Raw genomic sequence first — 23065 nt, 5'->3', positions numbered from 1 at the left:
GTCATGTGCCGACCTTTGTCGCCGCAGGGACAGCGCGCCCCCAAACCCGACTCCTAGAATGAAACGACCGTTCGAAACCGAGCCGAACCGGGGGCTTCGCCCCTCGGAAACAGGCCCCCAGAAGGAGACATCATGGCCGTCCGTTACGACCTCCACGGCGAGGTCGCCGTGCTCACGCTGGACAACCCGCCGGTCAACGGCATGGGCCTGGCGACGCGGCGTGAACTGAGCGCCGGCCTGGAGCGGGCGCTGGCCGATGCCGAGGTGCTGGCGATCGTCATCACCGGCGCCGGCAAGCTGTTCTCGGGCGGGGCCGACATCAAGGAGTTCGGCAGCGACAAGGCGATCGCCGAGCCCAACCTGCATTCGCTGATCCGCCAGGTCGAGGCGGCGACCAAGCCGGTGGTCGCGGCCATCCACGGCAGCTGCATGGGCGGCGGGCTGGAGCTGTCGCTGGCCTGCCATTACCGCGTCGCCGCGCCCGGCACCCAGGTCGCGCTGCCGGAGGTCAAGCTCGGCCTGCTGCCCGGCGCCGGCGGCACGCAGCGCCTGCCGCGGGTGCTCTACGTCGAGACCGCGCTGAACATGATCGTCTCCGGCGAGGCGGTGAAGAGCGAGCTGCTGGCCTCGCTGCCGGGGCAGAAGCTGTTCGACCAGATCGTCGACGGCGAGCTGGTGGCCGGTGCCGCGGCCTTCGCCGCCGCCAAGGGTCGCGAACACGCCGCCGGCGCGGCGCTGCCGCGGGTGCGCGACCTGAAGGCGCGCCACGCCAACCCCGACGCCTACTTCCAGTTCGTGCGCAACACCGTGAAGGCGATGGCCAAACACTTCCCGGCGCCGGCCAGGTGTGTCGACGCCGTCGAGGCCGCGGTCAAACGCGACATCGAGGCCGGCCTGGCCTACGAGCGTGAACTCTTCATGGCGCTGATGTTCACGCCCGAGAGCCAGGCGCTGCGCCACGCCTTCTTCGCCGAACGTGCCGCCAGCCGGATCGCCGACGTGCCCGAGGACACGCCGGTGCGCAGCGTCACCCGGGTCGGCGTCGTCGGCGCCGGCACGATGGGCGGCGGCATCACGATGAACTTCCTGAACGCCGGCATCCCGGTGACCCTGCTCGAGAGCAAGCCCGAGGCGCTGGAGCGCGGCGTCGCGACGATCCGCCGCAACTACGAAGCCCAGGTCAGGAAAGGCAAGCTCAAGGAAGATCAGTACCAGCAGCGTCTGGCGCTGCTGAAGACCACGCTCGCCTACGAGGACCTGCGCGACGCCGACCTGATCATCGAAGCGGTGTTCGAGGACATGGGCGTCAAGGAGCAGGTGTTCCGCGCGCTGGACGAAGTGGCGAAACCGGGCGCGATCCTGGCGTCCAATACCTCGACGCTGGACCTGGACCGCATCGCCGCCTTCACGAAGCGGCCTGAGGACGTCGTCGGCCTGCATTTCTTCAGCCCGGCCAACGTGATGAAGCTGCTGGAGGTGGTGCGCGGCGCCCAGACCGCGAAGGACGTGCTCGCCACCGTGATGCAGCTCGCCAAGAAGATCCGCAAGACCGCGGTGGTCTCGGGCGTCTGCGACGGCTTCATCGGCAACCGCATGATCGAGCAGTACGCGCGCCAGGCGGGGTTCCTGCTGGACGAGGGCTGCACGCCGCAGCAGGTCGACCGCGCGATCGAGGCCTTCGGCTTCGCGATGGGCCCGTTCCGCATGGGCGACCTGGCCGGCAACGACATCGGCTGGGCGATCCGCAAGCGCCGCGCCGTCGAGCAGCCGCAGCTGCGCTACAGCAAGACCGCCGACCTGCTGTGCGAGCGGGGCCGCTTCGGCCAGAAGACCGGCGCCGGCTGGTACGACTACGCGCCGGGCCGGCGCGATGCGATCGCCTCGCCGCTGGTCGAGGAGATGGTCGCCCGGCACCGGGCCGAACTCGGCATCGCGCCGCGTGCCATCGCCGACGACGAGATCGTGCACCGCCTCGTCTACGCGCTCGTCAACGAAGGCGCCAGGCTGCTGGAAGAGGGCATCGCCGGCAAGGCCAGCGATATCGACATGGTCTACCTCACCGGCTACGGCTTCCCGCTGTGGCGCGGCGGGCCGATGTGTTACGCCGACGGCCAGGGCCTGTTCAACGTCGTGCAGGCGATGAAGGCCTTCGCGCGCAACCCGCTGGACGACGCCGGCTTCTGGACGCCGGCGCCCTTGCTCGCCCGCCTGGCCGCCGAGGGCCGCCGCTTCACCGCCTGAGGACCGACCATGAGCCAAGCCGTCATCGTCTCGACCGCCCGCACGCCCCTGGCCAAGAGCTGGAAGGGCGCTTTCAACATGACCCACGGCGCGACGCTGGGCAGCTTCGCGGTCGCCGCGGCGCTGCAGCGCGCCGGCCTCGAGCCCGGCGCCGTCGAGGACGTGCTGATGGGCTGCGCCAACCCCGAGGGCGCGACCGGCGCCAACATCGCGCGCCAGATCGCGCTGCGTGCCGGGCTGCCGGTGAGCACGCCGGGCATGACCGTCAACCGCTTCTGCTCCAGCGGCCTGCAGACCATTTCGCTGGCGGCGCAGCGCATCGCCGCCGGCGAGGGCGAGGTCTACATCGCCGGCGGTGTCGAGAGCATCTCCTGCGTGCAGCAGGAGATGAACCAGCACATGCTGTTCGACCCGGCGCTGAAGAAGAGCAAGCCCGAGATCTACTGGACGATGCTGCAGACCGCCGAGACCGTGGCCCAACGCTACGGCGTCTCGCGCGAACGCCAGGACCATTACGGCGCGCAGAGCCAGCAGCGCGCTTGCGCGGCGCAGGAGCAGGGCCTGTTCGCCGCCGAGATCGTGCCGGTGACGACGGTGGCCGGCGTCGCCGACAAGGTGCTGGGGCTGCGCAGCCGCGAAGTCACGATCAGCGTCGACGAAGGGCTGCGTCCGGGCACCACCTACGAGGGCATCAAGGACTTGCGCAGCGCGCTGCCCGGCGGCGTGATCAGCGCCGGCAACGCCAGCCAGTTCAGCGACGGTGCCGGAGCCTGCGTCCTGGTGCACGAGCGCTACGCCGAGCAGAAGGGGCTGAAGCCGCTGGGCCGTTTCCTCGGTTTCGCGGTCGCCGGCTGCGAGCCCGACGAGATGGGCATAGGCCCGGTGTTCGCGGTGCCCAAGGTCTTGCAGCGCCTGGGGCTGACGGTCGACGACATCGACCTCTGGGAACTCAACGAAGCCTTCGCGGTGCAGGTGCTGTACCGCGCCGATCGGCTGGGCATCCCCATGGAGCGCCTGAACGTCAACGGCGGCGCGATTGCGATCGGCCACCCCTACGGCGTCAGCGGCCAGCGCCTGACCGGCCACGCGCTGATCGAAGGGCGGCGCCGCGGCGCCAAACGTGTCTGCGTGACGATGTGCATCGGCGGCGGCATGGGCGCGGCCGGCGTGTTCGAGGTGCTGTGAGGCTCGCGGCTGACAAACCGGCGCGAGAGCCGGCCGCCGGGGCGCGCCCTTGCGCTCATGTCCCCCGTCCCGGCTCCGCCGGGACTCCTCCTTTACTTCGCTCCAGGGCGCGCCCCGCCGGCCGGCTCGGAGACGCCGCATGAGCGCTCAGGACTTGTCCGGGGCTCATTCCCGCTTGGCGGGACCGGCCGCAGGCCGAAGGGAGCCAAAGTGAGTTCGCTGCGCGAGACGCTGGATTTCCTGCTGCACGACTGGCTGGACGTCGGCGCACTGTTCGAGCGCGAACGCCACGCCGAGCACTCGCGCGAGACCGTCGGCGCGGTGCTCGACCTGGCCGAGCGCATCGCCGCCGACCGTTTTGCGCCGGCCAACCGCCGCGCCGACGTCGAGGAGCCGCGTTTCGACGGCGAACGTGTGCATCTGCCCGAGAGCACACGCGCCGCGGTCGCGGCCTACGTCGAGTCGGGGTTGTTGGCGGCCTCGCAGGACGCCGAGTTCGGCGGCCTGCAGCTGCCTTATGTCGCCGAGATGGCGGCCAACGCCTTCTTCAGCAAGGCCAGCGTCGCGATTGCCGGCTACGCGATGCTGACCACCGGCAACGCCAACCTGATCGCCGCGCACGGCACGCCGGCGCAGCGCGAGACCTTCGCGCGCCGGCTCTTCGCCGGCGAGTGGTTCGGCACGATGTGCCTCAGCGAACCGCAGGCGGGCTCGTCGTTGTCGGACATCGCGACACGCGCCGAGCCCGACGGCCCCGGCCACGAGGCCGATCCGCTGGGCCCGCGCTTTCGGCTGCGCGGCCACAAGATGTGGATATCCGGCGGCGAACACGAACTGGCGGCCAACATCGTGCACCTGGTGCTGGCCAAGATCCCCGACGAAAACGGCCGCCTGCCGCCGGGCGTCAAAGGCCTGTCGCTGTTCATCTGCCCGAAGTTCCTGCCGGGGCCCGACGGCCGGCCGGGGCGGCGTAACGACGTCGTGCTCGCCGGGCTGAACCACAAGCTGGGTTATCGCGGCACGACGAATACGCTGTTGAACTTCGGCGAGTCCGAGGGCGCGATCGCCTGGCTCGTCGGCCGGCCCGGCGACGGCCTGCGCTCCATGTTCCACATGATGAACGAGGCGCGCATCGCCGTCGGCCTGGGCGCAGTGATGCTCGGCTGGGCGGGTTACGAAGCCAGCCTGGAGTACGCGCGCCAGCGTCCGCAGGGCCGGCCGCTGGGCGCCAAGGACGCGGCGCAGCCGCAAGTGCCCATCCTGCGCCACGCCGACGTGCGCCGCATGCTGCTGGCGCAGAAGACTTATGTCGAAGGCGGGCTGGCGCTGTCGCTCTACTGCGCCCGGCTGGTCGACGAGGCGCGCACCGGCACGCCCGAGGCCGCGGCCGACGCGCGCCGGCTGCTCGAGCTGCTGACGCCGATCGCCAAGAGCTGGCCCAGCGAGTGCTGCCTGGAAGCCAACTCGCTGGCGATCCAGGTGCTGGGTGGCTGCGGCTACACACGCGACTTCCCGGTCGAGCAGTACTGGCGCGACAACCGCCTGAACATGATCCACGAGGGCACGCACGGCATCCAGGCGCTGGACCTGCTGGGCCGCAAGGTGCTGGCCGACGGCGGCGCGGCGCTGAAGCTGCTGGCGACCCGGATCGACGCCACGGCGCAGCGTGCCGGTCAGGTCGCCGGCCTGGCCGAAGCCGGCGTCGCGCTGGCCGGTGCCTTGCAGCGGCTGGGCGCGGCCACGCGTTCGGCCTGGGCCACCGGCGACGCCGAGGCGGCGACGGCCAATGCCACGCCTTATCTGCAGGCCTTCGGCCACGTCGTCGTCGCCTGGCTGTGGCTGGATCTGGCGCTGGCGACGGGCGCGTCGCGGCCGGGCACACTGGCGGCCACGCGCTACTTCTACGCCTACGAGCTGCCCAAGATCGACGCCTGGCTGGCGCCGGTGGCGCGGCGCGAGGCGCTGGTGCGTGAACTGGACGACTCCTGTTTCTGACCGAGGAACTAACGATGGCTGTACGACACCTGGTGATGTGGACCCTGAAGGACAAGGCCGACGCGCCGCGCTTCAAGGCCGAACTCGATTCCTGCGCGGCGCTGGTGCCGGGCATCCTGCATTTCCGCGCCGCGCTCGCCGAGCCCGGCTGCGAGGCCAACGTCGACGTGCTGCTCGACTCGACCTTCGCCGACGCCGCCGCGCTGGACGCCTACCAGAACCACCCGCATCACCAGGCGGTGTCCAAGTTCCTGGGCACGCTGCGCCAGACGCGCCACGTGCTGGACTACACGACGGAGGGCTGATGAGCACGCCGGTGATGGACCTCTTCCGCCTCGACGGGCGTGTCGCGCTCGTCACCGGCGGCTCGCGCGGCCTGGGGCTGCAGATCGCCGAGGCGCTGGGTGAAGCCGGCGCCAAAGTCATGCTCACCTCGCGCAAGGCAGCCGACCTGGAGGAGGCCGTCGCCCATCTGGCCGAGCGGGGAATCGACGCACGCTGGGTCGCCGGCGACGCCAGCCGGCCCGAAGACGTGCAGCGCATCGTCGACGAGACGCTGCAGCGCCTGGGCCCGATCGACATCCTCGTCAACAACGCCGGCGCCACCTGGGGCGCGCCGGCCGAGGAACACCCGCTCGACGCCTGGGACAAGGTCATGGACCTGAACGTGCGCAGCCTGTTCCTGTTCTCGCAGGCGGTGGCGCGCGCCAGCATGATCCCGCGCCGGTCGGGGCGCATCGTCAACGTCGCGTCGATCGCAGGTCTGGCCGGCAGCCTGAACATGCAGTTCATCGCCTACGGCACCAGCAAGGGCGCGGTCGTCAACTTCACGCGCACGCTGGCCGGCGAATGGGGCCGCCACGGCATCAACGTCAACGCGCTGGCGCCGGGTTTTTTCCCGAGCCGGATGACGCGTGGCACGCTGGAGACGGTGGGCGAACAGCGCCTGGCCGCTGCCGCGCCGCTGGGCCGCATCGGCGACGACGACGACCTGAAAGGCGCCGCGCTGCTGCTGTGCAGCCCCGCAGGCAAACACATCACCGGCCAGGTGCTGGCGGTGGACGGTGGCGTCAGCGCCGTGCACGCTGGCTGAGTCGGGACGTGCGAGGCCGGAAGGCATCGAACGCCAGACTCAGGCCCGAGCGCGATTTCACGCGAGAGGGCTAAGGCCCAAGGAGATAGAGATGAACAACCAGCAGATCGTGCTCGCCTCGCGCCCGCAGGGCGAGGCAACCGCCGCCAACTTCCGCCTCGTCGAGGCGCCGCTGCCGGCGCTGGCCGAGGGCCAGGTGCTCGTGCGCCACCATTACCTGAGCCTGGACCCGTACATGCGCGGCCGCATGAACGACTCCAAGAGCTACGCCGCGCCGCAGCCGCTGGACGAGGTGATGATCGGCGGCACGGTGGGCGAGGTCGTCGACTCGCGCCACCCGGGCTACGCCGCCGGCGACGCCGTCGTCGGCATGGGCGGATGGCAGCTCTATTCGGTGGTCGACGGCGCCGCCGCCGGGATGCTGCGCAAAGTCGACACGCGGCTGCCGCTGTCGGCCTACCTGGGGGCGGTCGGCATGCCGGGCGTCACCGCCTGGTACGGGCTGGTGCGCATCATCGCGCCCCAGGCCGGGAAGACGGTGGTCGTCAGCGCCGCCAGCGGCGCGGTCGGCAGCGTCGTCGGCCAGCTCGCCAAGGCTCGCGGCTGCCGCGTCGTCGGTTATGCCGGCGGAGCGGCCAAGTGCGCCTATGTCGTCGACGAGCTGGGTTTCGACGCCTGCATCGACTACCGCGAACACGCCGACGCACGATCGCTCGCGCGCGCGCTGCGCGACGCCGCACCCGACGGTGTCGACGGCTGCTTCGAGAACGTCGGCGGCGCGGTGATGGACGCGACCATGCTGCGCATGAACGCCTTCGGCCGCATCGCGCTGTGCGGGATGATCGCCGGCTACGACGGCCAGCCCATCCCGATGAGCTGGCCGCAGACCATCCTGCAGTCGCGGCTGACGCTGCAGGGCTTCATCGTCAGCGAACACATGGGCGACTGGCCCGAGGCGCTGCGCGAGCTGGCGGCGGGTGTCGCCGGCGGCACGATCAGGTACCGCGAGAGCGTCGCCGAAGGCCTGGCCGCTGCGCCCGAGGCCTTCCTCGGCATGCTGAAGGGCCGCAACTTCGGCAAACAACTGGTCAAGCTGATCTGATGCACTGGCACTGGCTGCGCTGGGACGACCTGCGCCTGGACGATCTCTACGACGCGCTGGCGCTGCGCTGCCGCGTCTTCATCCTCGAGCAGGGGCCTTTCCAGGACCCGGACGGCGTCGACCGCCACTGCTGGCATCTGCTCGGGCGCGACGACGCCGGCGTGCTGCAGGCCTATCTGCGTGTCGTCGACCCGGGGCTGCAGTACGAGGAGCCCTCGATCGGCCGCGTCATCAGTTCGCCCGAGCGCCGCGGCAGCGGCCTGGGCCGGCTGCTGGTGGGCGAGGGCGTCGCCCGCTGCGAAACAGCCTGGCCCGGGCGCGGCATCCGCATCAGCGCGCAGGCGCGCCTGCAGCGTTTTTATGCCGATTTCGGCTTCGAGGCCGTCGGCGAGCCCTATCTGGAAGACGGCATCCCGCATCTGGAAATGCTGCGCCGCCCCGGTGGCGACTGAGGAGCAGACGATGAACGAATGGCAGGGTCGCGTCGCGGTCATCACCGGTGCCGCCAGCGGTTTCGGCCTGGAAACGAGCCGCATCGCCGCCGCCCGCGGCATGAAGCTGGTGATGGCCGACCTGCAGGCCGAGGCGCTGGAGGCGGCCGCTGCCGAGCTGACGGCGCGCGGCGCCGAGGTGCTGCCGTTCCGGCTGGACGTTAGCAAGGCGGCCGAGGTCGAGGCGCTGGCCGCGGCCACCTTCGCGCGTTTCGGCACGCCGCACTTCGTCTTCAACAACGCCGGCGTCGGCGCCGGCGGGCTGATCTGGGAGCAGTCGGCCAAGGACTGGGAGTGGGTGCTGGGCGTCAACCTGATGGGCGTGGCCCACGGCGTGCGTGTCTTCGTGCCGGCGATGCTGGCAGCGGCCCAGGCCGATCCCGGCTACCGCGGCCACGTCGTCAACACCGCGAGCATGGCGGGCCTGGTCAACATGCCCAACATGGGCGTCTACAACGTCAGCAAACACGCCGTCGTCGCGCTCAGCGAGACGCTCTACCAGGACTTGTCGCTGGTCGCCGAACGTGTGCAGGCCCATGTGCTGTGCCCCTTCTTCGTGCCCACCGGCATCCACCAGAGCGGCCGCCACCGCCCGGCCGAACTGGCTGCTGACGGCCGCCCGACACGCAGCCAGCTGGTCGCGCAGGCGCTGATGGAAAAGGCTGTGACCGGCGGCAAGGTGACGGCGGCCGACGTCGCCGCCGCGGTCTTCGACGCGATGGACAGCGGGCGCTTCTACATCTTCAGCCACCCGCAGACCCTGGGTTCGGTGCGCCAGCGCCTGGACGACCTCGCCAGCGGCCGCAACCCCAGCGACGCCTTCGCCGACCGGCCCCAGGTCGGCGAGCAGCTGCGCGCCGCGCTGCGCGGGCGCGGCTGAAGGGCGGTTACAGTCGGCTGTGCCGGCGGTTGCCGGCACACGTCTTCAGGGCGGGGTGGAACTCCCCACCGGCGGTATGCGGCCTCGGCCGCGAGCCCGCGAGCGCCCGGCGCAAGCCGGGGTCAGCAGACCTGGTGCGACGCCAGGGCCGACGGTCACAGTCCGGATGAAAGAAGACGTGCCGCTTTGCCGTGCCCGGCTCCGGCTGGTCGCGGCGTGGCGGCGCGCACGCGTCCCTGGAACGTCTCCGTCCCACTCATCGAGGAGCGTTTCCACATGATCGAAACCACCGAACTGCCGGCCATCGCCGGCGCACCCACGACCCGGGCCAGCCGGCTCGCCGCCGCTGCCGCCGCGATGCGCGCCGGACGCCCGGTGCTGCTGGTCGACGACGACGACCGCGAAAACGAGGCCGACCTGATCGTCGCCGCCGAATGCCTGAGCGAGGCGACGATGGCGATGCTGATCCGCGAGGGCAGCGGCATCGTCTGCCTGTGCCTGCCGCCGCCGGCCGTCGAACGCCTGGGGCTCAGGCCCATGGTGGCCGACAACGCCAGCCGTTTCCGCACCGCCTTCACCGTCTCGATCGAGGCGCGCGAAGGTGTCGGCACCGGCGTCAGCGCCGCCGACCGGCTGCGCACCGTGCAGGCCGCCACCGCGCCCGACGCCCGTGCCGAGGATCTGGTGAGCCCCGGCCACGTGTTCCCGCTGCGCGCCGAAGCCGGCGGCGTGCTGCAGCGCCGCGGCCACACCGAAGGGTCCATCGATCTCTGCGACCTGGCCGGGCTGGCGCGTGCCGCGGTGCTGTGCGAACTGATGAACCCCGACGGCAGCATGGCGCGCGGCAAGCAGATCGAAGCTTTTGCACGCGCGCATGATCTGCCGATCCTGTCGATCGAAGACCTCGTGCGATGGCGGCTTGGGAGGGCCGCGCCAGATGCCTGACAACTTTGCCGCCGTCATCGGCGCCGGCCCCGCCGGGCTGATGGCCGCCGAACGGCTGGCCGCCGCCGGGCAGCGTGTCGAGGTCTTCGACGCGATGCCCTCGGTCGGGCGCAAGTTCCTGCTCGCCGGCAAGGGCGGGCTGAACCTGACGCATGCGGAGCCTTTCGAACGTTTCGTCGCGCGCTACGGCGTGCGCGCGGATTGGTTCGAGCCGCGGCTGCGCGCCTTCGGTGCCGACGAGTTGCGCGCCTGGGCACAGGGTCTGGGTGTTGCCACCTTCGTCGGCAGCTCGGGCCGTGTGTTCCCGGCCGAGATGAAGGCGGCGCCGCTGCTGCGCGCCTGGCTGCACCGGCTGCGGGCAGCCGGCGCCGTGTTCCACATGCGCCACCGCTGGAGCGGCTGGCGCGAAGACGGTGCGCTGCTCTTCGAGACGCCGGCCGGCACCCGGGCGCTGCAACCCGCGGCCACCGTGCTGGCGCTGGGCGGCGCGAGCTGGCCGCGCCTGGGCAGCGACGGCGCCTGGTGGCCCTGGCTGGCCGCACGCGGCGTCGAGCTGGCACCGCTGCAGCCGGCCAACTGCGGTTTCGACGTCGTCTGGAGCGAGTTCCTGCGCAGCCGTCACGCCGGCGAGCCGCTGAAGTCGGTCGCGATCAGCTTCGGCGGCGAACGCCGCCCCGGCGAGTTCGTGCTGACCGAAACCGGTGTCGAAGGCAGCCTGGTCTACGCCTTCGCGGCCGCGCTGCGCGACACCATCGCACGCGAGGGCCGCGCGGTCTTCGAACTCGACCTGCTGCCGGCGCGGCCGCTGGACTGGGTGCAGCGTGAACTGGCGCACCCACGCGGCAGCCGCTCGCTGGCCACGCACCTGAAGACGCGGCTGAACCTGGGCGGCGTCAAGACCGCGCTGCTGTGGGAGCTGGTGCCCAAGGACGACCAGCACGACGCGAGCAAACTCGCGGCCGCGATCAAGGCGCTGCCGGTGACGCTGACGGCGGCGCGGCCGATCGCCGAAGCGATCAGCAGCGCCGGCGGCGTGCGCCTGGAGGCGCTGGACGAGGCGCTGATGCTCAGGGCGCTGCCCGGCGTCTTCGTCGCCGGCGAGATGCTGGACTGGGAGGCGCCGACCGGCGGTTATCTGCTGACCGGCTGCTTCACGACCGGCCGCGTGGCGGGCGAGGGCGCGGCGCGCTGGTTGGGCCGCAACTGAGCACAAGTCCCGCCCTGCGGGGCGGGATGGGTCGGGGCCGGCCCCACCCGGCCCTTAAACTCCGCGCCTTTCGGTTTTCCGGACATTGCTCTTGGACAAGATCGTTCTGCAGATCGCCGCCGAACTGAAGGTTCGGCCGGCACAGGTGAACACCGCCGTCGAACTGTTGGACGGCGGCGCCACGGTGCCGTTCATCGCCCGCTATCGCAAGGAAGCGACCGACGGCCTGGACGACATCCAGCTGCGTGAGCTCGAGTCGCGCCTGGGCTACCTGCGCGAACTCGAGGACCGCCGCGCCGCGGTGCTGAAGAGCATCGACGAGCAGGGCAAGCTGACGCCCGAACTGCGCAGCGCGATCGAGGCCGCGCCGACCAAGCAGGAACTGGAAGACCTGTACCTGCCGTACAAGCCCCGGCGCCGCACCAAGGGCATGATCGCGCGCGAAGCCGGGCTCGAGCCGCTGGCCGACAAGCTCTTCGCCGACCCGACGCTGGAGCCGCTGGCCGAGGCCGCCGCCTTCATCAACGCCGACGGCGGTTTTGCCGACGCCCACGCGGTGCTGGACGGCGTGCGCGACCTGCTCGCCGAACGCTGGGCCGAAGACGCGCTGCTGGTCCGCCAGCTGCGCGAATGGCTCTGGGCCGAAGGCCTGTTCCAGAGCAAGCTGGTCGACGGCAAGGACGGCACGCACGCCGACGCCGCCAAGTTCCGCGACTACTTCGACTACGCCGAGCCCATCCGCACCGTGCCCAGCCACCGCGCGCTGGCGGTGTTCCGCGGCCGTACGCTGGAGTGGCTGGACGCCAAGCTGGTGCTGGACGAAGAAGTCGTGCCCGGACGGCCGACACTGGCCGAAGGCCGCATCGCGCGCCACCTCGGCTGGAGCCACGCCAAACGCGCGGGCGACGAGCTGATCCGCAAGACCGTGGCCTGGACCTGGAAGGTCAAGCTCTCGCTGTCGCTGGAGCGCGACCTGTTCGCGCGCCTGCGCGAAGAAGCCGAGGCCGTCGCGATCAAGGTCTTCGCCGACAACCTGCGCGACCTGCTGCTGGCCGCGCCGGCCGGCAAACGTGTCGTGATGGGGCTGGACCCGGGCATCCGCACCGGCGTCAAGGTGGCCGTGGTCAGCGACACCGGCAAGGTGCTGGACACGAACACCGTCTACCCGCACGAGCCGCGCAACGACTGGGAAGGCTCGCTGCACGTGCTCGGCCGGCTGGTGGCCACGCACGGCGTCAACCTGATCGCGATCGGCAACGGCACCGCCAGCCGCGAGACCGACAAACTCGCCGCCGACCTGATCAAGCGTGTCGCCCAGATCGCGCCCGACGTGAAGCTGGACAAGGTCGTCGTCAGCGAAGCCGGCGCCTCGGTCTATTCGGCCAGCGAGTTCGCGAGCAAGGAACTGCCCGAGCTGGACGTCAGCTTGCGCGGCGCCGTCAGCATCGCGCGCCGGCTGCAGGACCCGCTGGCCGAGCTGGTGAAGATCGACCCGAAGAGCATCGGCGTCGGCCAGTACCAGCACGACGTCAACCAGAGCGGGCTGGCGAAGTCGCTGGACGCGGTCGTCGAGGACTGCGTCAACGGCGTCGGCGTCGACCTCAACACCGCGTCGGCGCCGCTGCTGGCGCGCGTCTCGGGGCTGTCGCCGGCGGTGGCCGCGAGCATCGTGCGCTGGCGCGATGCCCACGGCGCCTTCCGCAACCGCCAGCAGCTGCTGGACGTCTCGGGCCTGGGCCCGCGCACCTTCGAGCAGGCCGCCGGTTTCCTGCGCATCCGCGACGGCGACAACCCGCTGGACCTGACCGGGGTGCACCCCGAGACCTATCCGCTGGTGCAGAAGATGCTGGCCGCCACCGGCCGCCCGGTGCAGGAACTGATGGGGCGTGCCGAGGTGCTGCGCACGCTCAAGCCTGAGGTCTTCGCCGACGAGAAGTTCGGCGCGATCACGGTCAAGGACATCCTCGTCGAGCTGGAAAAGCCCGGGCGCGACCCGCGGCCCGACTTCGTCGTCGCCCGTTTCAACGAGGGCATCGAGGACATCAAGGACCTGCAGCCGGGCATGGTGCTCGAAGGCACGGTCAGCAACGTCGCCCAGTTCGGCGCTTTCGTCGACCTGGGCGTGCACCAGGACGGGCTGGTGCACGTCAGCCAGCTCGCGAACAAGTTCGTCAGCGACGCGCGCGAGGTCGTGAAGACCGGCCAGACGGTGAAGGTGCGTGTGCTCGAGGTCGACCTCGCGCGCAAGCGCATCTCGCTGACGATGAAGCTGGATGCGGCGCCGCGCCCGGCGGGCGACCGCGGCGGCAACGCCTACAAGCCGGCCGGCCGCGACGAACGCGCGCGCGGCGGCGGCCCCGCGCAGCCTCAGTCTCAGTCTCAGGGCGCGATGGCCGCGGCCTTCGCCAAGCTGTTGACCAAGCGCTCGTAGTTCTCCTGGCCCTGGGCGCGCTGGACCGATTCCAGCGCGCGCTGGCGAATGTCGTCATCGATGCGCGCCGCCGGACGGTAGTTCGCGTCCAGACGCACGCGCACCGAACGCGGCTCCAGCGTCACGTCCGGCACGCTCAGCGGCATCGAACGCATCAGCGCGAAGATCTCGCGCTCGGCCTGCATCGCCGGCGACAGCTGCGGCGTCACGCCGGGCTGCGGCAGCACCACCAGCACGGCCAGCGCCGCGGCACCCAGCGCCATCACGGCACGCGGCCGGGCGAAGGCCGCGGCGGCACCGCGCGAGGCGCCGCCGACGATCTGCGGCAGCGGCATCAGGTCGGCGAACGAGCGGTTGTCGGCGGCACGCGCCACCGGGCGCGGCGGGTCGCGGTCTTCCGGCGTCAGCAGCAGGCCGACACGTCGCACCGCACGGCCCAGCGCTTCGCTGCCGGTGAGCACGGTGAACGGCACCGCCAGCACCAGCGGCAGCAGCAGCGGCGCCAGGTGCCAGAAGGCGATGTCGCCGCTGCGTTGGCCGAGAACCGCCAGCGCCAGGGCCGGCAGCGTCAGCAGGCCGATGCTGAGCGCGGCGTCGCGCCAGGCGACGGCGGTGGCCTGCCGCGGCGGCGACTTCCAGTCCAGCTTCAGGCCGGTGAGCGCGCCGATGACGAAGCTCGTATGCGCCAGCATGCGCAGTGGCGCCTGCACCGCCGAAGCCAGCAGTTCCAGCACCGCGCTCGCCAGCAGCGCCAGGCTGCCGCCGAAGCGATGCTGGTCACGCGCCAGGAACACCGCGGCGACGCCGAGCGCACGCGGCATCAGCAGCAGCACCGCGGTCATGATCCACAGCACCATGGCGCCGTCCTGCGTCAGCTGCGGCGGGTCGAACAAGGCGCCGAGCACGACGAAGACCAGCCACAGCGGCGCGATCGCGTACGACAGCGCGCCGGTGACGAACATCGCCCGGTGCGCCGGGCGCCAGCCCGGTTCGGCCACCAGGCGCGCGTTCTGCAGGTTGCCTTGGCACCAGCGGCGGTCACGCTGCAGCTCGGCCAGCAGGTTGGGCGGGTACTGCTCCCAGGAGCCGTCGAGCTGCGGCGCAAGCCAGACCTCGTAGCCGGCGCGGCGCATCAAAGCGGCTTCGACGAAGTCGTGCGACAGGATGTCGCCGGCCAGGCCGCCGCGGCCCGGAATCGGCGCCAGCGCGCAATGCTTCATGAAGGCTTCGACGCGGATGATCGCGTTGTGGCCCCAGTAGTGCGACTCGCCCAGCTGCCAGAACGCCATGCCCAGCGAGAACAGGCGGCCGGTGACACGGGTGGCGAACTGCTGCAGCTGCGAGTGCAGCGTGTCTTGCGCGCGTGCCGTCGGCAGCGACTGCACGATGCCGGCGCGTGGGTTCTCTTCCATCAGCCGCACCATCGAGACCAGGGTCTCGCCGCTCATCGTGCTGTCGGCGTCGAGCACGACCATGTAGCGGTACTGCGAGCCCCAGCGGCGGCAGAAGTCGGCGACGTTGCCGGCCTTGCGCTTGGTGCGGCGGCGGCGCCAGCGGTAGAAGACGCGCGCGCCGCCGTCGACCTCACCGTCGCCCAGCATCGTGCGCATGCGCTCCCAGGCGGCGACTTCGGCTTCGCGCAGCTTGGGGTCGGCGGTGTCCGAGAGCACGTAGATGTCGAACAGCGACAGCGCCCCGGTGGCCGCCAGCGACTCGCAGGTCGCGCGCAGGCCGCCGTAGACGGTGGCGATGTCCTCGTTGCAGATCGGCATGATCACCGCGGTGCGGGCGCCGCGGTCGATCGGCGCGTGCGGCTGCTTCAGGCGCAGCGCGTGCGGGTCGCCGCGCAGCATCACCCAGCCGCCCATCAGCGCGGTGACGAAACCGATCGCCACCCAGGCGAAGAGCAGGGTCTGCAGCAGCGTCTGCGCCCAGGGCGTGCCCTCGGGCGTCAGCGCGAAGGCGGCGGCGGCGAAGGCCGCGACCAGCGCCAGCAGCACACGGCGGCGCGCCTTCGCGGCCTGCAGCCAGGCGACGGCGCGTGGCGGCGAACCGAAACGCATGCCGGGCATCACGGCGAAGAGCAGGCCACGCAGGAAACCGAACCAGGGATGCGGGCGCATGGCCGAACGCATGACCCGGGGGGCGGTACGCAGATTGGTTTTCATTTGGGTGCGAGGGCGTAGGACCAGGTTTCGGACAGCGTGCGATCGCCCAGGCGCAAGAACGCACGCAGTTCAAGAGCGCGGCCGGCATCGGCGCGCTCGACATCGATCGAGACGCGCCAGCCGCCGCGCGCGGGATTCGGATAAGCCACGGCACGCAGCTCGCGCGCATTGTCGTTGCCGCTGACGACCGCCTCGACCGCGGCACCAGCCGGCAGCGCGTCCAGCGCCGGGCCGGCGAAGTCGAGGTGGAACTGCAGCCGCTCGTCGGCGATCGCGGCTTCGCGGTAGCCGTGGCCGGCTCGGGTCTGCACGACCCGGGCGCCGGGTGGCTGTTTCGCGTCGTCGCCTGCCCAGGACATGCGCCAGCCGATGGCAAGCGGCTTGCCCGCTGGCGGGAGCTCTTGCGGCACCCAGTAGGCGGCGATGTTGTCGTGGGTCTCGTTGGGCGTGTGGAACTGCAGCAGTTCGACCCGGCCGGCGCCCCAGTCGCCCAGCGGCTCGATCCAGACGCTGGGCCGGCGTTCGTAGGCGGCTTCGAGGTCTTCGTAGCTGCCGAAGGCGCGGTCGCGCTGTTGCAGGCCGAACCCACGCGGCGACTTGAGCGCGAACGAGGTCACGAAGGCATGTTTCGGGTTGACCAGCGGGCGCCAGATCCATTCGCCCTCGCCAGTTTCGATCTGCAGGCCGTCGGAGTCGTGCACCTCGGGGCGGTAGTCGTCGGCCACCGGCTGGTTCTCGCCGTGCAGGAACATGCTGGACAGCGGCGCGATGCCCAGCGTCGCCACCGGCGAGCGCAGCCACAGCCGCGTCTGCACCTCGACGACGGTGGTCGTGCCGGGGCGGATGTCGAACTGGTAGGCACCGGCCACGCGCGGGCCGTCGAGCAGGGCGTACAGGCGCAGCGTCTGCGCACCTGGTGCCGGGCGTTCGAGCCAGAACGCGGTGAAGGCCGGGAACTCCTCGCCGTTGCCGCCGGCGGTGTCGACCGCCAGGCCACGCGCCGACAGGCCGTAGCGCTGGCCGGCACCGAGCGCGCGGAAGTAGCTGGCGCCGAGGAAGACGATCAGTTCGTCCATCACCTGCGGCGTGTTCAGCGCGTGGTGCACGCGCAGGCCGGCGATGCCGGAGACGACTTCGGAGGCCGGCAGCACGCCTTCGTCGCTGAACGAGGCGCGCGGGACCTCGAGTGGCCGCGGCTGGCCGCCGACGATCTCCATCAGCCGCAGCGCCCGCGTGAAGCCGCGGCCGACGTGGAAGAACTGCAGCTCGAACGGCAGCTTCTCCGGCCGCCACAGGCCACGATCCGGAAGGAAGCGGACCTTGCGGTAGTCGTCGTAGCTCAGTTCGGCCAGCGCGCGCGGCAACGCGGCAGGCTCCTGATAGGCCCGGCGGGACAGTGTTTCGGCTTCCCGCGCCACGTCGTCGAGGCCGAAGGCGCTGGCGCTGCCGGCTGCCGACGCGACCAGCAGGGCCGCGATCGCGCGCAGCCAGGGGCCGCGGCGTGTCATGAACGTCGCATCAATTCGCATTGCCTGTGAACATAGGGCCGAAGCGCCGGGCGTCGTGAGCCGCGGGCGTATCGGGCGGTGAAGGATGGCAACAAGCTGACCTAGCATCGCGCCCATGCGTGCTCTGCAACTCTTCGCCGGCCCCCGCGCACGATGCGTACTTCAGGAGCGTGGGTTGCGCGCAGCGGACGTCCGGGTGCTGCCGGGCGCGGCGGGCGGACCGAAAGGTCTGGTACTCAATCCGCTCGACCGCTTCATTTTCGGACATTGGTTGCGCGATACCGGTGTAACCGTGCACCTCCTGGGCGCATCGATAGGCGCCTGGAGGCTGGCTTCGGCCTGTCTGCCCGACGCCGACGCGGCGTTGGCCACGCTGGCCGAGGACTACATCACGCAACACTATGAGCACGAACCGGGCCGACCTCCGACAAAACGACAAGTCAGCGAAACCTTCAGTCAGACGGTCAACGCGCGACTGGGGGTTTACGCTGACCGCGTGCTCTCGAATCCACGCTTTCGGCTGCATGTTTTCACGAGTCGCGGCCGCCATCTGCTCGGCCGGGAAGGGCGCTGGCGCACGCCGATCGGCTATGCCGGCGCCTTCGTCGTCAACGCCGCGAGCCGGCGCGCGCTGGGCGGCTGGATCGAACGCGTCGTATTCAGCGACCCGCGCGACGCACTGCCGTTCGCGCTGTCGGACTACCCGAGCCGGGTCGCGCCGCTGAGCGCGGCCAACCTGGCGAGCGCCGTACTCGCGAGCTGCTCGATCCCGTTCTGGCTCGACGCCGTGCACGACGTGCCCGGCGGTCCGCGTGGCGCCTACTGGGACGGCGGCATCACCGATTACCACCTGCACCTGGGCTACGCGACGATGACCGAGGGCCTGGTGCTGTATCCGCATTTTCAGCCGCAGATCGTGCCCGGCTGGCTGGACAAGGCCTGGACACGCCGCCACCGGGCGACGCCGCTGCTGGACAACGTCGTCGTGCTCGCGCCGACGCCCGAGTGGGTGCGGTCGCTGCCCAACGGCAAGCTGCCGGACCGGCAGGATTTCAAGGCCTATGGCGACGACCTGGCCGGCCGCGTGCGCGTCTGGCGGCGTGCGCTCGACGAGAGCCGGCGGCTGGCCGACGACTTCGCCGAACTCGTGAGTTCGGGGCGGCCGCTGGATCCGCTGCCGCTGCGCTGAGCCGGTGCGCGGCCGGCGCGCTAAAATGCCCGCATCGAACAACCTCACAAGAGCGAGAAAGGCATGACGGTTATGACACCGCGGACTACCCCGAACACCTCCGAGGTCTGAGGGCCGCGCGTTCCGTCTTTTCTTTTCTTGCGGACACGAGCGCGGCATGACACCGCGCTTTGTCTTTTCAGAGGTTGAACATGATCCAGATCACCCTGCCGGACGGTTCCCGGCGTGAGTTCGCGGCGCCCGTGACGGTTGCCGAAGTTGCCGCGTCCATCGGTGCCGGCCTGGCCAAGGCGGCGCTTGCCGGGCGTGTCGATGGCCGTCTCGTCGACACCAGCCACCGCATCGAGCAGGACGCCACGCTGGCGATCGTCACCGACAAGGACGCCGACGGCCTGGAGATCATCCGCCACTCGACGGCCCACCTGCTGGCTTACGCGGTGAAGGAACTCTTCCCCGAGGCCCAGGTGACGATAGGCCCGGTGGTCGAGAACGGCTTTTATTACGACTTCGCCTACAAGCGCCCGTTCACGCCCGAAGACCTGGCGGCGATCGAGAAGCGCATGGGCGAACTCGCGGCCAAGAATGAACCCGTCGTGCGCCGCGTGCTGCCGCGCGACGAGGCCGTGGCCTATTTCAAGAGCCTGGGCGAGAGCTACAAGGCCGAGATCATCGCCAGCATCCCGGCCGACCAGGACGTCTCGCTGTACCGCGAAGGCGGCTTCGAGGACTTGTGCCGCGGCCCGCACGTGCCGAGCACGGGCCGGCTCAAGCACTTCAAGCTGATGAAGGTGGCCGGCGCCTACTGGCGCGGCGACCAGAACAACGAGCAGCTGCAGCGCGTCTACGGCACCGCCTGGGCGAGCAAGGACGAGCTGCAGGCCTATCTGCACATGCTCGAGGAAGCCGAGAAGCGCGACCACCGCAGGCTCGGCCGCGAACTCGACCTGTTCCACCTCGACGAACACTCGCCCGGCACGGTCTTCTGGCATGCCAAGGGCTGGACGGTGTGGCAGGAAGTCGAGCAGTACATGCGCCGCGTCTACCGCGACAACGGCTACCAGGAGGTCAAGGGCCCGCAGATCCTGGACAAGGCGCTGTGGGAGAAGACCGGCCACTGGGACAAGTACCGCGAGAACATGTTCACGACGGAGTCGGAGAAGCGCGAATACGCGCTGAAACCGATGAACTGCCCGGGCCACATCCTGATCTTCAAGCAGGGCATCAAGAGCTACCGCGACCTGCCGCTGCGCTACGGCGAGTTCGGCGCCTGCCACCGCAACGAGCCCACCGGCGGCCTGCACGGCATCATGCGCGTGCGCGCCTTCACGCAGGACGACGGCCACATCTTCTGCACCGAGGACATGATCCTCGACGAGTGCGTCGCCTACACGGCGCTGCTGCAGAAGGTCTACGCCGACTTCGGTTTCACCGACATCCTCTACAAGGTCGCGACGCGTCCGGAAAAACGCATCGGCAGCGACGAGATCTGGGACAAGGCCGAGCAGGCGCTGATCGAGAGCCTGCGGCGCTCGGGCTGCGAGTTCGTGATCTCGCCCGGGGACGGCGCCTTCTACGGCCCGAAGATCGAGTACACGCTGAAGGACGCGATCGGCCGCCAGTGGCAGTGCGGCACGATGCAGGTCGACTTCTCGATGGCCGAGCGCCTGGACGCCGAGTACGTTGCCGAGGACGGCTCGCGCCGGCATCCGGTGATGCTGCACCGCGCGATCGTCGGCAGCCTGGAGCGCTACATCGGCATCCTGATCGAGCAGCACGCCGGCGCCTTGCCGGTGTGGCTGTCGCCGGTGCAGGTGGCGGTGGCGTCGATCACCGATTCGCAGGCGGAATACGCGTCCGAAGTGGCGAAAGCGCTGCAGAAACAGGGCCTGCGGGTGCAGCTGGACCTGCGCAACGAAAAAATTAATCGTAAAATCCGCGAGCACTCAGTGCAGAAGGCCCCGTTCATCCTGGTCGTCGGCGACAAGGAGAAGGCAAACGGGGCTGTTGCTGTGCGCGCTCGGGGTAATCTCGATCTCGGTGTGATGCCGCTCGCAGACTTCCAACAGAAGATCGCCAGCGACATCGCCGCCAAGGTATGAGCCTTGCCAGCGCCACTCGCACCCCTGATTTGATTGACGGCCCGTCGCCTTCGGGCCGCTCGAGGAGTTGACACATCGCTACGTTCATGGATCGCCGCACTCCCAACGCGGAGCGCAAGCACAGGCTGAATCGGGAAATCATGGCGCTGCAGGTGCGCCTGAACGGGGTCAACAACGAACCCCTAGGCATCGTCCCGACGATGGAGGCCCTGCGCATGGCTGGCGAGCTGGACGTCGATCTCGTCGAGATCGCGGCCACTGCGGATCCGCCGGTGTGTCGGCTGATGGACTACGGCAAGTTCAAGTACCAGGAGCAGAAGAAGGCCGCCGAAGCCAAGTCCAAACAGAAGGTCATCGAGGTCAAGGAAGTCAAGTTCCGCCCCGGTACCGACGAAGGCGACTACGCGATCAAGATGCGCAACCTGCGCCGCTTCATCGGCGAGGACGGCGACAAGGGCAAGGTCACGCTGCGTTTCCGCGGCCGCGAAATCACCCACCAGGACATCGGCATGCGGCTGCTCGAGCGCATCCGTGACGAACTGGCGGACGTGGCGGTCGTCGAGCACATGCCCAAGCTCGAAGGCCGTCAGATGATCATGGTGCTGGCGCCGAAGCGGAAGTAAGGCCAGGTCCAGGCAAGAGATTTCCGCTGCCGTGGTCGGTCACCGCGGTGGTGGAACAAAAGCCGCTGCAGGCAGACAAGTTCGCCGGAGTCCTCCGGTGACGCCTGCAGGGGTAACTTAGAAGGAGCAGTCATGCCCAAGATGAAGACCAAGAGCGGCGCCAAGAAGCGGTTCCGCGTGCGTCCGGGTGGTACCGTCAAGCGCGGTCAGGCGTTCAAGCGCCACATCCTGACGAAGAAGACGACGACGCGTAAGCGCCACCTGCGTGGTGCGACCAACGTGCACGAGACCGACATGGGCCACATCGCTTCGATGCTGCCCTTCGCCGGCCTGTAATCTTCTTCCGCACGCACAAGGAGCCACACAATGCCTCGCGTCAAACGCGGTGTAACCGCCCACGCCCGCCACAAGAAGATCCTGGCCCTGGCCAAGGGTTTCCGCGGCCGTCGCAAGAACGTCTTCCGCATCGCCAAGCAGGCGGTGATGAAGGCGGGCCAGTACGCCTACCGTGACCGTCGTACCCGCAAGCGGGTGTTCCGTCAGCTCTGGATCGCGCGTATCAACGCCGCGAGCCGTGAACTCGGCATCACCTACAGCAAGTTCATGGCCGGCCTGAAGAAGGCCCAGATCGACATCGACCGCAAGGTCCTGGCCGATCTCGCGGTCAAGGACCCGGCTGCCTTCGGCGCCATCGTGGCGAAGGTGAAGGCCCAGCTCGCTTGACCAGCAAGTCCCGGCTTGACCGGGGCATGAGCTTTCCAAAGGCCGTCACCTTCCAGGCGGCCTTTTTTCTTTTTTCGAGCCGACGCTGCGGCGGCGGCTCATGTTGACCGACGCCGACATGAACGACCTCGAATCGCTGGTGCAGGCTGCTGTCGCCGATTTCGGCGCGGCGCCCAGCCCGGCCGAACTGGAGAACGCCAAGGCGCGCTACCTCGGCAAGAGCGGCCGCGTGACCGAACTGTTGAAGGGCATGGCCGCTTTGCCGCCCGAGCAGAAGAAGACGCGTGGCGCCGAGATCAACCAGGCCAAGGTCCGCATCGAAACCGAGCTGACGGCCGCGCGCGAACGCCTGGCCGAAGCCGAACTCGCCGCGCAGCTGCGGGCCGAGGCGCTGGACGTCACGCTGCCCGGCCGCGGCCGTTCGGTCGGCGGGCTGCACCCGGTGAGCCGCGTCATCGAACGCATCGAACAGATCTTCGGTTCGATGGGCTTCGACGTCGCCGAAGGCCCCGAGATCGAGACCGACTGGATGAGCTTCACCGCGCTGAACAACCCGGAGAACCATCCGGCGCGTTCGATGCAGGACACCTTCTACGTCGATCTGAAGGACAGCGAAGGCCGCTGGCTGAACCTGCGCCCGCACACCAGCCCGATGCAGGTGCGCTACGCCCGTGCCCACGCCGCGAAGTACGCGGCCGAGCTCGCCGCTGGCCAGACCATCCCCGAGATCCGCGTCGTCGCCCCCGGCCGCACCTACCGCGTCGACAGCGACGCGACGCACTCGCCGATGTTCCACCAGTGCGAAGGCCTGTGGATCGGCGAGAACGTCAGCTTCAAGGACCTGAAGTTCGTCTTCTCGGAGTTCATCCGCCAGTTCTTCGAGACCGACGATTTCGACGTGCGTTTCCGGCCGTCGTTCTTCCCGTTCACCGAACCCTCGGCCGAGATCGACATCGCCTTCCGCAGCGGCCCGCTGGCCGGGCGCTGGCTCGAAGTCGCCGGTTCCGGCCAGGTGCACCCGAACGTCGTGCGCAACTTCGGCCTGGACCCTGAGCGCCACATCGGCTTCGCCTTCGGCATGGGCCCGGACCGGCTGGCGATGCTGCGCTACGGCGTGCCCGACCTGCGCCTGTTTTTCGACAACGACCTGCGTTTCCTTTCCCAGTTCCGCTGACACGAGAGCCG

The 23065-nt window shown here is 69.9% G+C and carries 19 protein-coding genes and 1 riboswitch; of the genes, 17 read left to right on the top strand and 2 right to left on the bottom strand.

Annotation, left to right across the window (positions count from 1 at the left end; translation table 11 throughout):
• Positions 1-132 precede the first annotated feature (132 nt).
• The 11 genes from CKO43_RS01290 to CKO43_RS01240 all read left to right on the top strand — a co-directional run bounded on the left by CKO43_RS01290 (position 133) and on the right by CKO43_RS01240 (position 13570).
• On the top strand, positions 133-2241 hold the full coding sequence (locus CKO43_RS01290) for a 3-hydroxyacyl-CoA dehydrogenase NAD-binding domain-containing protein (RefSeq protein ID WP_200225472.1): 2109 nt from the start codon (positions 133-135) through the stop codon (positions 2239-2241).
• Positions 2242-2250: 9 nt separating this feature from the next.
• A complete protein-coding gene (locus CKO43_RS01285) occupies positions 2251-3426 on the top strand; it encodes an acetyl-CoA C-acyltransferase (RefSeq protein WP_200377612.1) in 1176 nt (391 codons plus the stop codon).
• Positions 3427-3636: 210 nt separating this feature from the next.
• Positions 3637-5421: an acyl-CoA dehydrogenase family protein gene (locus tag CKO43_RS01280; protein WP_200225477.1), complete on the top strand. Its 1785-nt coding sequence runs from the start codon at positions 3637-3639 to the stop codon at positions 5419-5421.
• 14 nt (positions 5422-5435) lie between these two features.
• A complete protein-coding gene (locus CKO43_RS01275) occupies positions 5436-5726 on the top strand; it encodes a Dabb family protein (RefSeq protein WP_200225479.1) in 291 nt (96 codons plus the stop codon).
• Positions 5726-6514: an SDR family oxidoreductase gene (locus tag CKO43_RS01270; RefSeq protein ID WP_200377611.1), complete on the top strand. Its 789-nt coding sequence runs from the start codon at positions 5726-5728 to the stop codon at positions 6512-6514. Before CKO43_RS01275 ends, CKO43_RS01270 begins: the two co-directional genes overlap by 1 nt.
• A 91-nt stretch (positions 6515-6605) precedes the next feature.
• Positions 6606-7616: an NADP-dependent oxidoreductase gene (locus CKO43_RS01265; RefSeq protein WP_200377610.1), complete on the top strand. Its 1011-nt coding sequence runs from the start codon at positions 6606-6608 to the stop codon at positions 7614-7616.
• A complete protein-coding gene (locus CKO43_RS01260) occupies positions 7616-8068 on the top strand; it encodes a GNAT family N-acetyltransferase (RefSeq protein ID WP_200225485.1) in 453 nt (150 codons plus the stop codon). Before CKO43_RS01265 ends, CKO43_RS01260 begins: the two co-directional genes overlap by 1 nt.
• 10 nt (positions 8069-8078) lie before the next feature.
• Positions 8079-8987 carry an SDR family oxidoreductase gene (locus CKO43_RS01255; RefSeq protein ID WP_200377609.1) on the top strand — a complete coding sequence of 303 codons (909 nt, stop codon included), beginning with the start codon at positions 8079-8081 and terminating at the stop codon, positions 8985-8987.
• Positions 8988-9024: 37 nt separating this feature from the next.
• Positions 9025-9169, top strand: a riboswitch (FMN riboswitch).
• Positions 9170-9263: 94 nt separating this feature from the next.
• Positions 9264-9932, top strand: coding sequence for a 3,4-dihydroxy-2-butanone-4-phosphate synthase (gene ribB, locus CKO43_RS01250; RefSeq protein WP_200377608.1), 669 nt, complete (start codon positions 9264-9266; stop codon positions 9930-9932).
• Positions 9925-11139: a TIGR03862 family flavoprotein gene (locus CKO43_RS01245; RefSeq protein WP_200377607.1), complete on the top strand. Its 1215-nt coding sequence runs from the start codon at positions 9925-9927 to the stop codon at positions 11137-11139. The genes ribB and CKO43_RS01245 overlap by 8 nt, the downstream gene beginning before the upstream one ends.
• Positions 11140-11230: 91 nt before the next feature.
• A complete protein-coding gene (locus CKO43_RS01240) occupies positions 11231-13570 on the top strand; it encodes a Tex family protein (RefSeq protein ID WP_200377606.1) in 2340 nt (779 codons plus the stop codon).
• On the opposite strand, the gene mdoH is transcribed toward CKO43_RS01240, so the two are convergent.
• Both mdoH and CKO43_RS01230 read right to left on the bottom strand, forming a co-directional pair.
• Positions 13519-15693 carry a glucans biosynthesis glucosyltransferase MdoH gene (gene mdoH / locus CKO43_RS01235; protein WP_242481017.1) on the bottom strand — a complete coding sequence of 725 codons (2175 nt, stop codon included), beginning with the start codon at positions 15691-15693 and terminating at the stop codon, positions 13519-13521. The genes CKO43_RS01240 and mdoH overlap by 52 nt on opposite strands.
• A gap of 41 nt (positions 15694-15734) precedes the next feature.
• Entirely contained in the window at positions 15735-17246 is a 1512-nt protein-coding gene (locus CKO43_RS01230) for a glucan biosynthesis protein G (RefSeq protein WP_200377604.1), read from the bottom strand.
• A gap of 115 nt (positions 17247-17361) precedes the next feature.
• Here CKO43_RS01230 and CKO43_RS01225 point away from each other — a divergent pair, with 115 nt between their 5' ends.
• From CKO43_RS01225 to pheS, 6 genes are all read left to right on the top strand, one after another.
• A complete protein-coding gene (locus tag CKO43_RS01225) occupies positions 17362-18435 on the top strand; it encodes a patatin-like phospholipase family protein (protein ID WP_200377602.1) in 1074 nt (357 codons plus the stop codon).
• A gap of 191 nt (positions 18436-18626) precedes the next feature.
• Complete coding sequence (thrS, locus tag CKO43_RS01220) at positions 18627-20534, top strand: threonine--tRNA ligase (protein ID WP_200225501.1); 1908 nt, start codon at positions 18627-18629, stop codon at positions 20532-20534.
• Positions 20535-20620: 86 nt separating this feature from the next.
• Positions 20621-21157 (top strand): translation initiation factor IF-3, encoded by a 537-nt coding sequence (gene infC, locus CKO43_RS01215; RefSeq protein ID WP_200225503.1) that lies wholly within the window; start codon positions 20621-20623, stop codon positions 21155-21157.
• Positions 21158-21289: 132 nt separating this feature from the next.
• Positions 21290-21493 (top strand): 50S ribosomal protein L35, encoded by a 204-nt coding sequence (rpmI, locus tag CKO43_RS01210; protein ID WP_200225504.1) that lies wholly within the window; start codon positions 21290-21292, stop codon positions 21491-21493.
• 30 nt (positions 21494-21523) lie between these two features.
• Entirely contained in the window at positions 21524-21880 is a 357-nt protein-coding gene (gene rplT / locus CKO43_RS01205; RefSeq protein WP_009856974.1) for a 50S ribosomal protein L20, read from the top strand.
• A 118-nt stretch (positions 21881-21998) separates the two neighbouring features.
• Positions 21999-23054 (top strand): phenylalanine--tRNA ligase subunit alpha, encoded by a 1056-nt coding sequence (gene pheS / locus CKO43_RS01200; protein ID WP_200377601.1) that lies wholly within the window; start codon positions 21999-22001, stop codon positions 23052-23054.
• Positions 23055-23065: the final 11 nt, after the last annotated feature.

It is taken from the genome of Rubrivivax gelatinosus (assembly GCF_016583785.1).
GTDB classification, from domain to species: domain Bacteria; phylum Pseudomonadota; class Gammaproteobacteria; order Burkholderiales; family Burkholderiaceae_C; genus Rubrivivax; species Rubrivivax gelatinosus_B.
This window is presented reverse-complemented; position numbering and strand designations above follow the sequence as displayed.

Bases quoted from the DNA above. Each gene is read 5' to 3' on its own strand.
- CKO43_RS01290 (WP_200225472.1), top strand. From the start codon at position 133: ATGGCCGTCCGTTACGACCTCCACGGCGAGGTCGCCGTGCTCACGCTG.
- CKO43_RS01285 (WP_200377612.1), top strand. From the start codon at position 2,251: ATGAGCCAAGCCGTCATCGTCTCGACCGCCCGCACGCCCCTGGCCAAG.
- CKO43_RS01275 (WP_200225479.1), top strand. From the start codon at position 5,436: ATGGCTGTACGACACCTGGTGATGTGGACCCTGAAGGACAAGGCCGAC.
- CKO43_RS01270 (WP_200377611.1), top strand. From the start codon at position 5,726: ATGAGCACGCCGGTGATGGACCTCTTCCGCCTCGACGGGCGTGTCGCG.
- CKO43_RS01265 (WP_200377610.1), top strand. From the start codon at position 6,606: ATGAACAACCAGCAGATCGTGCTCGCCTCGCGCCCGCAGGGCGAGGCA.
- CKO43_RS01260 (WP_200225485.1), top strand. From the start codon at position 7,616: ATGCACTGGCACTGGCTGCGCTGGGACGACCTGCGCCTGGACGATCTC.
- CKO43_RS01255 (WP_200377609.1), top strand. From the start codon at position 8,079: ATGAACGAATGGCAGGGTCGCGTCGCGGTCATCACCGGTGCCGCCAGC.
- ribB (WP_200377608.1), top strand. From the start codon at position 9,264: ATGATCGAAACCACCGAACTGCCGGCCATCGCCGGCGCACCCACGACC.
- CKO43_RS01245 (WP_200377607.1), top strand. From the start codon at position 9,925: ATGCCTGACAACTTTGCCGCCGTCATCGGCGCCGGCCCCGCCGGGCTG.
- mdoH (WP_242481017.1), bottom strand. From the start codon at position 15,693: ATGCGCCCGCATCCCTGGTTCGGTTTCCTGCGTGGCCTGCTCTTCGCC.
- CKO43_RS01230 (WP_200377604.1), bottom strand. From the start codon at position 17,246: ATGACACGCCGCGGCCCCTGGCTGCGCGCGATCGCGGCCCTGCTGGTC.
- CKO43_RS01225 (WP_200377602.1), top strand. From the start codon at position 17,362: ATGCGTGCTCTGCAACTCTTCGCCGGCCCCCGCGCACGATGCGTACTT.
- thrS (WP_200225501.1), top strand. From the start codon at position 18,627: ATGATCCAGATCACCCTGCCGGACGGTTCCCGGCGTGAGTTCGCGGCG.
- infC (WP_200225503.1), top strand. From the start codon at position 20,621: ATGGATCGCCGCACTCCCAACGCGGAGCGCAAGCACAGGCTGAATCGG.
- rpmI (WP_200225504.1), top strand. From the start codon at position 21,290: ATGCCCAAGATGAAGACCAAGAGCGGCGCCAAGAAGCGGTTCCGCGTG.
- rplT (WP_009856974.1), top strand. From the start codon at position 21,524: ATGCCTCGCGTCAAACGCGGTGTAACCGCCCACGCCCGCCACAAGAAG.
- pheS (WP_200377601.1), top strand. From the start codon at position 21,999: ATGAACGACCTCGAATCGCTGGTGCAGGCTGCTGTCGCCGATTTCGGC.